Here is a 13,078-nt window from a genome sequence, read left to right on the forward strand (position 1 = left end):
CATATTAGCTGTTGAAATTAATAAGAATGCGTTGCAAAATGCTGCGAAACATAAAGATTTCTGCTTCACTGGAGCCTTCTAACATTTTACTTTCAATCTGTTTCATTAATTGCAATATTGTTGATTTATGGCTTTTCGCTTTCTCTGTTAAAATAATTTGGTAAGAGCGCCGATCGTTGGGAGTATCAATTCGCATCACAAAGCCTGCCTTTTCTAAACGATCAATCAGACCAGTAAGTGTTGAATTGTCTAACAAAACATTCTTGCTAAGTTCTGATATGGAGATATTGTCCTTCGTGAACAGGGAATAAAGCACGACTAGTTGTCCTGGTGAGATTTCTAAACCCGATTGATCCAACATTTTCTTTGTATAGGAAAAATGTTTTTGTTCTGATTTCGCTAAAAGAATACACATACTATCAAGGATCTGGAGCAATATCGTATTCACCTCTGAATCATTCTTATAATTGGTATGCAAATTTTATGTATATCAACTATTCTATACGGTTTTTAAGTATTGTCAATAAAGAAGATTGCAGTTTAGATGGGAGATACTCCAGGAATCAATTTACTATAGGGCAAAGAAACTAGACCATGTCTTAAAAGATGGTCTAGTTTCTTTGCTTTTTTGTTGAAGTAGTGTATTGCTACCAAAAGATCATATACAAGTATCCTCTTGTAGAAAATATCCGACCCCTCGCACTGTTTTAATATTAGATGAGTTCAATTTCTTACGTAGATAATGAATGTAAAGGTCGATATTGGCAATATTGGTTTCAGAGTTGTAGCTCCAAACCTTTTCCATAATTCGTTCCTTGGTAATAACTTGACCAAAATTGCGCATCAGCATTTCTAAAAGTAATGATTCCTTCATGGTGAGATGGATGGACTGGTTGCCTTTTATTACCTTGCCTTTTAACGGATGAAGAGTAAGACCTGCGGCACAAATATTATCTCCAACAAAATCCTTATTTTTTCTTCGACTCAAGGCACGCAGCCTGGCCAGCAATTCTCCTGTGAAAAATGGTTTTGCCAGAGAATCGTCAGCACCAGCATCTAATGCTTCAATTCGATACTTTGGCATACTTTTTTCAAGGAGAAAAAGGACAGGAGTATTAATTCTTAGACTACGGATTTTCTTTAAAAAGGAGATGCTGTTACTGCATGGAAAAGAGCGGTACAGGAGGATAATATCATGGACTTGTGTTGTGGCCATTTCCACCCCTGCTTCTTCATCTCCTGCAGTATCAACTGCATAACCATGCTTTTTTAAGAGCGGGAACATCGTTCCATTGCTTTTTGATTCGTCTTCCATTAGTAAAATTTTCATCGCTTACCCTCTTATGGTAACTTCCTTGTCTAAATTAGCCTTCCTTGGATTATTTTTCTATTTTAAAAAAAGAATGTTTGAATTGGATTTGATATTTTCATAAAAAATGAGATTATTCGACATTAAGTGGATTATTATTCCTATAATAGCAATTAAATTGTAAAAAAAAGAAAATTTTAATAAATATATAGACTTTCAATGAAAAAAAAAAGACAGATACGATAAAATCAATATTATTAGTACGTCTAAACTTGTCCCATATAAGAAGGAGACGATGAAGGCATCATATGACAAGAAGAAAATGGATGAAGGAGTGCAGGGTGTTGCATATAGCTAAAACATTTATATGTTGTATTATGTTTTTTGAAATTATATTTGGCTTTGGGATTTGTTCCGCTCAAATTGGTGTAGCGGATATGTATCAGGAAGCGCTATGGATAAACCTGAATCTTTCCAAAGAACAAAGAGAGCAAATTGATGGAATTATTCTAGATGCAGACAAGCAGATGAGAGCTGTACGAGGAAAACAAAAAATGGTTGATGACCTATATAAATTTGATGATTTATACAACTATGCGGATTCCTTAAGCCAAATGAAAGAGATTCGCATGGATGCAGGCAGTAAAATTACACAAGTGCTGCCTTTAAAAGACCGAGAAATTTTTGAAAATCAATTGGAGGAAAGCCAACAGCTTACAGAACAATATACGATGATGATGTTACAATTGGATCTTACGGAAAATCAGCAAACTGATATTGTTAAGTCATTGATAAAATCCCAGCAGCGAGTATGGTCTGTTGTTTCTGATACCTCTCTCTCATGGGAACAGAGAAGGCAAAAATTAAAACGCGTAAATGCGATAAATCTTATAACTGGTAAGTTAACAACGACCCAGCGATCAGCGTGGAAAAAATGGAATCAATCACTTAATTTAATGAATTTATAGCATATAGTATAGAAGGCTTAGATTTTTCATTGGTCCATTATCTTGATAAGGCGGTGCATTGAGTGTGAGACAAAATCAAGCTAAGATACTGGTTCTGAATAAGATACATGCAACGGCAGTACTTTCTCCGAATGCTAAACTTGGCAAAGACGTTGAGATTGGACCTTGTGCGATCATTGGAAACCATGTCAGCATAGGAGAAGGTACTAAAATAGGAGCAAATGCAGTGATTGATGACTGGACAAGCATTGGCAGAAATTGCAGGATTCATGCAGGTGCATCCATTGGATCGGATCCACAGGATAAAAAATTCATTGGTGAAAAAGGTTATGTGAGGATTGGAGATCATACCCATATTAGAGAGTTTGTAACCATTAACAGAGGGATCGGCAAGGGGAGAAAAACACAAATCGGTTCTAATTGCCTGCTGTTGGCATATAGTCATGTAGCTCATAATTGTGTGATTGGCAACCATGTAGTGATGTCCAATGCTGTTAATCTAGCTGGTCATGTAGTGGTGGAAGATCGAGTTACTATTGGCGGTTTCGCGGAAATTCATCGGTTTGTAAAAATAGGACGAAATGCTATGGTTGGTGGTTTTTCTAAAGTGGTACAAGATGTACCTCCGTATATCATGGTGGATGGAAATCTCGCTCAAGTAGCAGGTCTCAATAAAATTGGAATGGTTCGTGGGGGCGTTGAGGAAGATACCCGCAAAGCGCTGAAGCGTGCTTATAAATTATTATATTATTCGGGACTAAGCATGGAACAAGCATTAGATGCAATGGAGCAGGAACTGCCGAAGTCGGAGGAGCTGGAATCCTTCATAACATTTTTACGTAATTCGAAAAGTGAAATATGTCAAAAGGTGTCCAGACACAAGCGTTAAGAAGGCATGGCGTACGAGGCACTATCAGTAATTCGCTGTATGAGGAATTAATCCTTCACACAAACCATACATTCAATGGATGAGCAATAAAAAAGCAGATCGACCCTAGTAGGGAATCGATCTGCTTTTACCTTTTCTTATTTAAACACTTTAATGCGTTCGTCTAATGGCTTAAATTCTTTTTCACCAGGATCTGCAGTTGGTTTTCCAAAAGGAAGCTGTGCAATCAATTTCCATGTTGTTGGAACATTCCACTTTTGAATGACTTGCTCTTCGATCAGAGCACCGTAATGCTGCAGAGAAGCGCCGAGTCCTTCTGCTTCTAATCCAGTCCACACAACCAATTGTACCATGCCGGAAGCATGATGTGACCAAATAGGGAAGTTGTCTTTATAAAGTGCAAATTGAGTTTGGAGATCTTTAATTACAGTTTCATCTTCGAAAAATAACACCGTACCATATCCGCTTTTAAAAGAATTTATCTTTTCTTCCGTAGGAGCGAATGCATTTTCCGGAACAATCTTTCTAAGAGCTTCTTTGGTAATATCCCACAATGTATCGTGCTGCTTTCCTAATAATAGGAGTATTCTAGCACTTTGTGAATTAAATGCAGATGGAGTATGCTTTACAGCAGCTTCAATGATTTCTTGTATCTTTTCATAGGATACAATTTCTTCTTTACTAATACCATAAATCGAACGTCTTGCTTTTAAAGCGGCATAAAAATCTTTGGACATGATTGACACCTCATCTTTACATTTTTGATTTTTTATATTTCTAAGCAGGCTTGTATAGAAACCGCCTAAAATAATTGTTTAATGCTTCTTTATATTATTAGTCAAAGTTTTTTCGAAAAAGATACGGCTTATGCAGCATTTTACCAAAAATTTTATGATTTTTCTTTAATTCGCTAGCAATTTTAGAATTTTAGCTTTATTTAATATTTCATGAGTTATAAATTTACCATTTAAAAAAACACTATAACTTGTTATTGGGCAAGTATGATCTTGAGCTTCTTCTTTTCTGGTAATTTGATGAACTCGAATGGGTACGGGAGAATCCTTAGAACATAAAAGAGCTTCTTGAGCGTAATTCACAGAAAAAGGGCATTGGGCTGTGTAATAGATGTCTAAACCAGGGCCCAAGTCAACTCTAAGGGTTTTGGCATTGTCACGAAAATAGGGGATAGGAGATGTCGAATGAAACCTTTTTGCCAATAACTCAAAGTAGGGAGGTGCTGTATCACATACTTCAAAACCACTTTTTAATAAGAATTTTTTATCGGATAAATAGGGTTTTTTCTTATTACTAGAAATGATGGCAATGCCATGCATGCTTTTAGCATCTTTTTCACATTCTTCTAATAGTTTTTTCCCCCAGCCTTGTCCCTTAAACCTGCCAGCCACCCAGTGGCAATTAATGATCATATAGCCAGGGGCATGAATGGGAACCCAGGCATTTTCGGCTGGAAGATACTCAATAAACACTTTACCTCGCTCATTGAGGCGCTTGAACTTTAAGCCTTCCAAAAACTGATTGCTGAGCCATTCCTTTTTGAGACGTACACCGGATTCTGATTGTTTATCAGATAGGCAGCAGCATATATGCTCTTTATGTATTGTATCATTCGTTATATCTATGATCTTCATAATAACGCTCCAAAATTAAAATCCTTGTTTAATATATTTACCATCGTACTTGAAAAACCTTTTCCATTTCGAGTAAGGCTGAAAAAAATAGGCTATTTCATTTCAGCTGTATGAAAATCGAATAAAAATAATATGATTGCTGCTAACAAGAATGTGATAGACCAGGCCAAGACGGGTTTTGAATGATGAATTTTTACAATAGAAAAAAGAGCAAAATCAAACAGGGTTGATATACGCCACGACCAGCCATTTTGATAGGAGATTCCTCCTAATGTGTAATCGATCAATTCAATGGTACTAAAAATGAAAATCCATAAGGCAAAGTAAGCATATTGAAGCAGCCTTTCAGATGAAGGAAAACGGGATAAGAAAATAAATACCGTAGCCGGTAGAGCAATATAAGAGTTAAGTAGTTCAACGACAGTAGATGTTGTTACAAAAAAGTCTGGACCAAACCCCCATAAAACATGATGATACGTCAATAGGCAGGAGCTTAAATTCACAACCATGACAAAAAGCATAGTAGGATAATAGCTTTGAAGATTTTTCCAATCTCCAAAGCGATAAACGCCGATGATAAAAGCACATACTAATAAAAACCTGAAAATAAACAACTCTATCATTTAGCATCCACCTTATTATATTACTTATATAATAGTGTATGTAACTCCTGCATGTACTAATCCCTAATGCATTAAGAAAAAATAATGAGCCCGGAGAGGGTGAGGGAGAGTTGAAGGATAAATTAAGGTAAATTGTACAGAATAATAATCTTAAAGACTCAACTCTATGAACAGTGAGGGATACGAAAAAAATGTTTAGTGTAGAGACGATTATTACCATAGTCGCGGCAGTAATTACATTGTTGTTGTTGATCTTCGTCGTCGATTGGCGATATTTTCGAGATTGGGTTGTTGTTTTTCTCTTTAAATCCGTTATTGACTTTGCCTGGGGGAGTCCAGTTGTGAATTTAAAGTTATTGGACTATCCTATTCGGTTGCTGCCGCATTACTATAACACAAGCATCTTGTTTGAATTATGGGTATTTCCCACTGCATGTATTTTATATAATCAAGTTACAAGAAAACGAGGCTTATGGCCGATCATTTATTATGCAGCGATATTTAGTGCAGTCATTACTGCCATCGAATATCCTATTGAATTATATACTGAGCTGATTGAATATTTAGATTGGAGCTGGTTTACTAGTTTTTATACGATCATGATTACATTTTTATGTTCAAGAGCTTTTATTGCTTTTTTTCGTTGGGGCTGTAATTATTTTGGGTGTAAATAACAATTCCAATTGCTTCAACAAAAAACATAAATGAGATTCGAGTAACAAATCTCTAGGCGATTGTTTATATATTGGTAGACAGTCCTTTTGATAAGTGATAAACTACTGTCATATAAGTAATGAGATCGTAGAGTATTCCATAACAGCATAGGAACATTTTATCTCAATGACGAGGAATGAAATAGCTGATCAGAACTATGAAGGCTAAAGTACGGATTAAACCGGCTTTAACCTTTTTCTTTATTCAATAAGATGTTATAAAAATGATTTTAAACAATATACGAGGGGGATGGGATATGAAAATTGAAACAAAAGCAATTCATCTTGGGCATGAAATAGATCAAGAGACAGGTGCAATAGCACCTCCGATACATTTGTCGACAACCTTTGAACGTGACGCAGATGGCAGCTATCCTCGTGGTCATGTTTACAGTCGTTTGAGTAATCCGAATCGAGATGCTTTGGAAAAGTGTTTGTGTGGTTTAGAAGGGGGAGAAGGAGCTGCTGCATTTTCCTCTGGTTTAGCAGCGATCTTAAATGTATTTCAAGCGTTGCTTCCTGGAGATCATGTCGTCGTATCCCAGGACTTATATCATGGAACTACGCGTATATTACGAGATATTTTGGAACCGTGGGGACTACAAGTAAGTTATGTGGATGTAAATGATTTCTCTCAAGTTCGGACAGTGATCAAAGCGAATACTAAAATTATCTATTTGGAAACTCCATCAAATCCTTTGTTAAAGATAACCGATATCTCTGCTTTATCAGCCATCGCTCATGAAGCAGGAGCCCTTTGTGTTTGTGATAATACTTGGCCGACGCCTATACTGCAGAGACCTTTGGAATTGGGAGCTGATATTGTTGTCCATTCTACGACTAAATATTTCGGTGGACACAGTGATGTTTTGGGTGGTGCTGTAATCAGTAAAGTAAAGGATGCTTTTTTTGATAAAATTCGCATGCTGCAGCAAATCGGCGGAGCAGTTCCGGCACCCTTTGATTGCTGGCTAGTATTGCGGGGCATTCAGACCTTAAGCTGCCGTATGAAAAATCATTCGGAGAATGCCTTAGAGATCGCCAACTTTTTACAAAAACATCCTAGAATCGAAAAAGTATATTATCCAGGGCTAGTCGATCATCCAGGACATGATATTGTATTGCGGCAGATGAGCCAATTTGGTGGTATGCTATCCTTTCAAGTTCGAGGTAATAGAGAAGATGCTTTGGCATTTATCGGACGGTTAAAGATCATTCAAAGGGCAACAAGCCTTGGTGGAGTAGAAAGTCTTATTGAGCACCGGGCTTCCATTGAAGGACCCCAGAGTAAAACTCCTGATAATTTACTGCGGTTCTCAGTAGGATTGGAAAATATAGATGATCTAATTGCCGATCTGAATGATGCATTAGAGTAAAATGATTCACGAAAGAGCAACTAAGAAAAATGTGGCTCTTTCTTTAAAACATATAAAACGAATCGAACCACAAAGGCACAATGCCGCATCAGCGGCATTGTGCCTTTGTGGTTCATTGCTTTTTTTATAACTCTATACATTGGTATCTGTAGAGGTCTGGTGAGCAATCGAGCTAATCCGCTGAAAATGTAAACTTATAAAAAAGTGTAAGATAATATATTTATAAAATTAAAAGTCAAATAGTCAAATAAAAACATTGACTTTTAATAAGAGAAATTGGTAAAATATTAGTAGAGAAGATGGTTAATATTATGTTAGCAGCACCTTATTCTCGGATTAAGATCAAATTCTATCGCCCCAAATACAAGGAAGTATAAAAATGACAGTATTGATGCAAAATTTGATAAAACAGCTGTAAGAAATAAATCTGCAGCTATTGAAGAAGGTAGGTGAAAGGTATGAAATTTATTGACTATTATGAAGTTTTAGGTGTGCCAAAGGCCGCCACTGATAAAGAAATTAAAACGGCATATCGAAAACTAGCCAGACAATATCATCCTGATGTGCAAAAAGGGAAGGAAAAGAAAGAGGCAGAAGAAAAGTTTAAAGAAATCAATGAGGCATATGAGGTATTAGGTGATGCTTCCAATCGGGAAAAGTATGATAAATTAGGAGAAAACTGGCGGATGGGTCAAGAATTTCAGCCGCCACCCAATGCTTCTGGGTATCAGACGTATCATATGGATGGCTTTGGTTTCAGCGATTTTTTCTCCTCCATTTTTGGGCAGGAGTTTTCTAGCCAGCGAGATGGTTATGGGAGAAGTTATCAGGCAAGGCAGCCTAGATATGAAGGGGACGATGTGGAAGCCACAATCAGCCTGACAGTGGAGGAACTGATGGCGGGAGCAGAGAAAGAAATTCAAATTCATGTACCAGTCATTTGTGCTGCCTGTGAAGGGCAGCGCTTTACCAGCAGGGGCGTATGCAGTACCTGTAAGGGGGCAGGAGTCACGGAAGAACATAAAAAGCTAAAGGTGAAAATTCCTGGTAAGTCTTATCCTGGCACTGTGTTGCGTCTAAAAGGAATGGGGGGCAAAGGTTCTAATAATGGTGCAAATGGTGATTTGTATCTTCATGCAGAGATGAAACCTCAGTCTAATTGGCGTGTTATCAACCAGATTGACTTAGAGGGCGATTTGACGATTTATCCGGAACAAGCTGTTTTAGGGGATCTGGTTTCCGTGCATACTCCATCGGGGATAGTTGAAGTGAAGATTCAGCCAGGAACTCGTTCTGGTCAGAAACTTCGTTTAAAAGATAGAGGATTTAAGAAAAATGCAACTTTGGGGGATTTGTATATAAAAATTCAGATTGATATTCCGTGGAATCAAAAGACGGAAGAAATGAAACTTTATAAACAGATTTATGCCCTGCGCCACAAAAAAATATGATTAAGGCTGTTATGTTCGTTATATAGAGGAGGTAAATAGTATGAATCAAGATCAATACACACAAAAGGCATTAGCTGCCCTTTCAGAAGCGCAGCAATTAACTGCGCTGCATTACCAACAAGAAGTAAGTACCAGGCATTTATTATTAGCACTAGTCAAAGAAGAAGATGGCATGATTGGGCAAATTTTAGCTCAATCACAAATTGATGTTAAACTCTTAAAGACCAAGGTAGAGAAATTAATCACGAATCAGCCTTCCGTTCGCGGTCAAGAGGGCAGTCTGCGAATGAATACGGCAATGATTCGGGTGCTGGGTTTAGCGGAAAAAATTGCATCAGGTATGAAAGATCAATTTATCAGTACAGAACATTTATTACTAGCTGTTGTAGAAGATGGTGATAGTGATGTGGTGGAAGTCTGCAGGGAATTTGGGCTGCATCGCAGTCGCATTCAACAGATTGTAAAGGAATATCGTCAAGGACAGCGGATTACCAACGACAATCCTGAAGAAGGATACCAGGCATTGTCAAAATATGGGCGGGATTTGACCGAAATGGCTAAACAGGGGAAATTAGATCCTGTTATTGGTCGAGATGAAGAAATTCGCAGAGCAATAGAAATACTATCTCGCCGTACCAAGAATAATCCTGTGCTGATTGGTGAACCTGGGGTTGGAAAGACAGCGATTGTAGAAGGGTTAGCTAGGCGCATTGTAGCTGGGGATGTACCAGAAACTTTGAAGAATAAAAGCTTGTATTCCTTAGATCTTAGTTCTTTAGTGGCTGGTGCCAAATATCGAGGTGAATTTGAGGAACGCTTGAAAAATGTTTTAAATGAAATTGTTAAATCAGAGGGAAAAATTCTCTTGTTCATTGATGAACTTCATACGGTAGTGGGAGCTGGTGCTGCGGAAGGAGCTATGGATGCTGGCAATATTTTAAAACCCATGCTTGCAAGAGGTGAACTTCGTTGTATTGGTGCTACCACTTTGAATGAATATCGTAAACATATCGAAAAAGATGCTGCTTTGGAGCGTCGTTTCCAACCGGTTCTTGTGGATCAGCCTACAGTAGAGGATACGATTTCCATATTAAGAGGCTTAAAGGAGCGTTATGAAATTCATCATGGCGTTCGAATCAAGGATAGTGCTCTGGTGTCGGCAGCTGTACTGTCAGACCGGTATATCTCCGATCGCTTCTTGCCTGATAAAGCGATTGACTTGGTAGATGAGGCTGGTGCGAAATTACGTACAGAAATTGATTCGATGCCCAGTGAGCTAGATGAGATTTTGCGCCGGGTGATGCAGCTTGAAATTGAAGAACAGGCTCTTAAAAAAGAGAGTGATGTTTCTTCCTTGGAGAAACTAAATACGATTCAAGAGGAACTAAAAAACCTGCGTCAAGAAACAGATGTGCTGAAAGTCCAATGGCAGGGAGAAAAGGAAGCTATACTGCGCCTGCGTGGTTTGAAAAAGGAAATTGAATCTGTCAAAGCCGAGATGGAGACTGCGGAAAGGGCTTATGACCTTACTCATTTGGCAGAGCTCAAATACGGTAAGCTGCCAGAGTTAGAAGCACGGTTAAAAAACGAAGATGAATTACTAAGCAAAAAACACAATGATAAAGTCCTGTTAAAAGAAGAAGTCGGTGAAGATGACATAGCTAAGATCGTTAGCCGCTGGACTGGTATTCCGGTTAACCGTATGTTAGCGGGAGAACGAGAAAAACTGGCTAATTTAGAAAGCATTTTGCATACAAGAGTGGTAGGTCAAGAGGATGCTGTGCAGGCTGTCAGTGAAGCCATCATCAGAGCGCGGGCAGGAGTGAAAGATCCGAACCGTCCAATTGGCTCCTTCATCTTCCTCGGTCCAACAGGGGTTGGTAAAACGGAATTGGCAAAAACCCTGGCAGAAGTATTATTCGATGATGAGCGCAGCATGATTCGTGTAGACATGAGTGAATATATGGAGAAGCATACCGTCGCTCGCTTAATTGGTGCTCCTCCAGGTTATGTTGGTCATGATGAAGGAGGACAATTAACAGAAGCGGTACGTCGTCGCCCTTACAGCGTAATTTTGCTGGACGAGATTGAAAAGGCTCATAGTGACGTATTTAATGTTCTGCTGCAAATATTAGACGATGGACGACTAACAGATGGAAAAGGCAGAACCGTCAATTTTAAAAATACAGTTGTTATTATGACATCCAACTTAGGATCGGCTGAAATTTTACAAAATGAGTTTGAGAGGGCTAAAGAAAAAGTTCTTAGCATGCTCAAGTCTCATTTCAGACCTGAATTCTTGAATCGCATTGACGATATTATTGTTTTTAATGCCCTGACAGAGCAGCAAGTTAGTAAAATTGCCGGAATCCTATTGGAAAACTTGAATAAACGTTTGCAAAAGCAGATGAATATTACCTTGGTTTGGGATGAGGCGGTTTTAACATTACTATCCAAGAAAGGGTACGATTCTGCATTTGGTGCTCGGCCACTACGCCGCCAGATTAGCAGGTCTATCGAAACAGAGTTAAGCAAAAAAATAGTCCGTGGTGAAATCATGGAAGGCAATACCGTTAAACTAAAAGCGCAAGACGGCACAATCATCTTATCCCCGGTAGTAGATGCTGTAAGTCTTTAAAATAATAAACTCCTGCAAAGCGTTGATATGCTCCCTTAATGACATTGACTTGACAAAGGGCAGTTCACGTTCTGCAGGAGTTTATTATTTTATGGTAAATAGAATGAGTATGAAAGACATTATCCAAATAGGAGGACTGTACATGCCAGTTACATTAGATGGAAAGTTAGTAATTGCCATTTCTTCACGTGCTCTTTTTGACTTAGATGCCAGTAATAAAATTTTTGAAGAAGAAGGAGAAGAACAGTACACAAAATATCAGATTGAACATGAAAATGAGCTGCTGAACCATGGAGTGGCGTTTCCATTAATAAAACGGCTGCTGAAGCTGCGAGATCCTGAAACGGGAGAACCTATGGTAGAAATTATTCTGATTTCCAAAAATGATCCAAATACTGGCTTGAGAGTTTTTAATTCCATAGAGCAGCATAAATTGGATATTACCAGGGCTGCATTTACTAGGGGGCGGTCGCCATATAAGTATTTAAAAGCCTTTAAAGCCGATTTATTTTTATCTGCTAATCCCGAGGATGTATCACTTGCTCTTCAAAATGGGCATGCTAGTGCTACTATTTATGCAGGAACCTATGTAAAGCAAGAGGACGATATGGAGGAAATTCGCATTGCATTTGATGGTGATGCGGTTATATTTAGTGATGAAGCGGAAAAAATATATCAGCAGATGGGTTTAGAAGAATTCAAAAAACATGAAGCGGAAAAAAGTGAAATACCGCTGCTGCCTGGTCCTTTTATGTCTTTTTTAACGGCCTTAAATAATGTACAGAAGGCTTATAAAGATAAGGAGAAGAAGACAATACGAACAGCACTTGTGACAGCACGAAATGCGCCAGCCCACAAAAGAGCAATCAAGACATTGCGGTCATGGGGAATTACAGTGGATGAAGCTTTCTTTTTAGGAGGATTGGATAAAGCAGCCATTTTAGAAAGCTTTAACCCCCATATCTTTTTTGATGATCAACATACTTACTGCATTAATGCTTCAAAAGTAGTACCAACAGGGCATGTACCAAGCGGTGTAACAAACAGTTACTGATTATTAGGAACATAAAAAAAGAAGCCACTCCAAGGAAATGCATTGTATAGGGGGACGAAAAATGAGTGACAAATTGTTAATAAGTAATGCCTTTCAGACTTTTTTAACGGAGGCTCCAGAACATCAAAAGGTCTGGATGGAGACGGTGAAAAAGTGGGGTGAGGCAAGTCAGCTAGATAAGAAAACAGAAACTCTTTCCTATCTATCTGTATTAGCAGTATTAAGATTGGAAGGCGGACTGCCTTTTCATGTAAAACAAGCGAAAGCAGTAGGAGCGACCAGAGAAGAAGTCATAAGTGCTATTCTAGTGGGACTGCCAGCAGCAGGAAATGTTGTGATCCAATCCTTACCAATAGCTTTGAGCGCTTATGATAATGAATAAGATAACCATAGGTTAGCTGCATTACC

The 13,078-nt window shown here is 38.3% G+C and carries 13 protein-coding genes; 8 read left to right on the forward strand and 5 right to left on the reverse strand.

Annotated features, from left to right (window positions below; translation table 11 throughout):
• Positions 1 to 4: 4 nt before the first annotated feature.
• Both JBW_RS05825 and JBW_RS05830 read right to left on the reverse strand, forming a co-directional pair.
• Entirely contained in the window at positions 5 to 361 is a 357-nt protein-coding gene (locus tag JBW_RS05825; RefSeq protein WP_235334147.1) for a MarR family transcriptional regulator, read from the reverse strand.
• Between the two features lie 297 nt (positions 362 to 658).
• The gene (locus JBW_RS05830) at positions 659 to 1,330 is read right to left on the reverse strand and encodes a response regulator transcription factor (protein WP_007957152.1); all 672 of its coding nucleotides are present in this window, start codon (positions 1,328 to 1,330) and stop codon (positions 659 to 661) included.
• A 356-nt stretch (positions 1,331 to 1,686) separates the two neighbouring features.
• Here JBW_RS05830 and JBW_RS05835 point away from each other — a divergent pair, with 356 nt between their 5' ends.
• Positions 1,687 to 2,277, forward strand: a complete 591-nt coding sequence (locus JBW_RS05835) for a hypothetical protein (protein ID WP_235334148.1) — start codon at positions 1,687 to 1,689, stop codon at positions 2,275 to 2,277.
• Positions 2,278 to 2,341: 64 nt separating this feature from the next.
• Positions 2,342 to 3,166: an acyl-ACP--UDP-N-acetylglucosamine O-acyltransferase gene (lpxA, locus tag JBW_RS05840; RefSeq protein ID WP_007957148.1), complete on the forward strand. Its 825-nt coding sequence runs from the start codon at positions 2,342 to 2,344 to the stop codon at positions 3,164 to 3,166.
• Positions 3,167 to 3,303: 137 nt separating this feature from the next.
• Here the strand turns inward: lpxA and JBW_RS05845 are convergent, their stop codons facing one another.
• The 3 genes from JBW_RS05845 to JBW_RS05855 form a co-directional block, all read right to left on the reverse strand.
• Positions 3,304 to 3,903, reverse strand: a complete 600-nt coding sequence (locus JBW_RS05845; RefSeq protein WP_007957144.1) for a nitroreductase family protein — start codon at positions 3,901 to 3,903, stop codon at positions 3,304 to 3,306.
• A gap of 165 nt (positions 3,904 to 4,068) precedes the next feature.
• Positions 4,069 to 4,815, reverse strand: a complete 747-nt coding sequence (locus tag JBW_RS05850; RefSeq protein WP_007957142.1) for a GNAT family N-acetyltransferase — start codon at positions 4,813 to 4,815, stop codon at positions 4,069 to 4,071.
• 92 nt (positions 4,816 to 4,907) lie between these two features.
• On the reverse strand, positions 4,908 to 5,438 hold the full coding sequence (locus JBW_RS05855) for a CBO0543 family protein (RefSeq protein WP_007957140.1): 531 nt from the start codon (positions 5,436 to 5,438) through the stop codon (positions 4,908 to 4,910).
• A 191-nt stretch (positions 5,439 to 5,629) separates the two neighbouring features.
• On the opposite strand from JBW_RS05855, the gene JBW_RS05860 reads away from it, so the two are divergent.
• The 6 genes from JBW_RS05860 to JBW_RS05885 all read left to right on the forward strand — a co-directional run bounded on the left by JBW_RS05860 (position 5,630) and on the right by JBW_RS05885 (position 13,052).
• A complete protein-coding gene (locus JBW_RS05860; protein WP_007957138.1) occupies positions 5,630 to 6,112 on the forward strand; it encodes a CBO0543 family protein in 483 nt (160 codons plus the stop codon).
• Between the two features lie 296 nt (positions 6,113 to 6,408).
• Positions 6,409 to 7,527: a trans-sulfuration enzyme family protein gene (locus JBW_RS05865; RefSeq protein ID WP_007957136.1), complete on the forward strand. Its 1,119-nt coding sequence runs from the start codon at positions 6,409 to 6,411 to the stop codon at positions 7,525 to 7,527.
• Positions 7,528 to 7,985: 458 nt separating this feature from the next.
• Positions 7,986 to 8,978 carry a DnaJ C-terminal domain-containing protein gene (locus JBW_RS05870; protein ID WP_007957134.1) on the forward strand — a complete coding sequence of 331 codons (993 nt, stop codon included), beginning with the start codon at positions 7,986 to 7,988 and terminating at the stop codon, positions 8,976 to 8,978.
• Between the two features lie 40 nt (positions 8,979 to 9,018).
• Complete coding sequence (gene clpB, locus JBW_RS05875) at positions 9,019 to 11,616, forward strand: ATP-dependent chaperone ClpB (RefSeq protein ID WP_007957133.1); 2,598 nt, start codon at positions 9,019 to 9,021, stop codon at positions 11,614 to 11,616.
• Between the two features lie 142 nt (positions 11,617 to 11,758).
• On the forward strand, positions 11,759 to 12,670 hold the full coding sequence (locus tag JBW_RS05880; RefSeq protein WP_007957130.1) for a 5'-nucleotidase: 912 nt from the start codon (positions 11,759 to 11,761) through the stop codon (positions 12,668 to 12,670).
• A gap of 61 nt (positions 12,671 to 12,731) precedes the next feature.
• Positions 12,732 to 13,052 (forward strand): carboxymuconolactone decarboxylase family protein, encoded by a 321-nt coding sequence (locus JBW_RS05885; RefSeq protein WP_007957128.1) that lies wholly within the window; start codon positions 12,732 to 12,734, stop codon positions 13,050 to 13,052.
• Positions 13,053 to 13,078: the final 26 nt, after the last annotated feature.

The sequence above is a fragment of the Pelosinus fermentans JBW45 genome (assembly GCF_000271665.2).
GTDB classification, from domain to species: domain Bacteria; phylum Bacillota; class Negativicutes; order DSM-13327; family DSM-13327; genus Pelosinus; species Pelosinus baikalensis.

What these genes read in the sequence shown, in the direction of transcription:
- JBW_RS05825 (WP_235334147.1), bottom strand. Translation starts at nt 361, where the DNA reads ATGTTGGATCAATCGGGTTTAGAAATCTCACCAGGACAACTAGTCGTG.
- JBW_RS05830 (WP_007957152.1), bottom strand. Translation starts at nt 1,330, where the DNA reads ATGAAAATTTTACTAATGGAAGACGAATCAAAAAGCAATGGAACGATG.
- JBW_RS05835 (WP_235334148.1), top strand. Translation starts at nt 1,687, where the DNA reads ATGTTTTTTGAAATTATATTTGGCTTTGGGATTTGTTCCGCTCAAATT.
- JBW_RS05845 (WP_007957144.1), bottom strand. Translation starts at nt 3,903, where the DNA reads ATGTCCAAAGATTTTTATGCCGCTTTAAAAGCAAGACGTTCGATTTAT.
- JBW_RS05850 (WP_007957142.1), bottom strand. Translation starts at nt 4,815, where the DNA reads ATGAAGATCATAGATATAACGAATGATACAATACATAAAGAGCATATA.
- JBW_RS05855 (WP_007957140.1), bottom strand. Translation starts at nt 5,438, where the DNA reads ATGATAGAGTTGTTTATTTTCAGGTTTTTATTAGTATGTGCTTTTATC.
- JBW_RS05860 (WP_007957138.1), top strand. Translation starts at nt 5,630, where the DNA reads ATGTTTAGTGTAGAGACGATTATTACCATAGTCGCGGCAGTAATTACA.
- JBW_RS05865 (WP_007957136.1), top strand. Translation starts at nt 6,409, where the DNA reads ATGAAAATTGAAACAAAAGCAATTCATCTTGGGCATGAAATAGATCAA.
- JBW_RS05870 (WP_007957134.1), top strand. Translation starts at nt 7,986, where the DNA reads ATGAAATTTATTGACTATTATGAAGTTTTAGGTGTGCCAAAGGCCGCC.
- clpB (WP_007957133.1), top strand. Translation starts at nt 9,019, where the DNA reads ATGAATCAAGATCAATACACACAAAAGGCATTAGCTGCCCTTTCAGAA.
- JBW_RS05880 (WP_007957130.1), top strand. Translation starts at nt 11,759, where the DNA reads ATGCCAGTTACATTAGATGGAAAGTTAGTAATTGCCATTTCTTCACGT.
- JBW_RS05885 (WP_007957128.1), top strand. Translation starts at nt 12,732, where the DNA reads ATGAGTGACAAATTGTTAATAAGTAATGCCTTTCAGACTTTTTTAACG.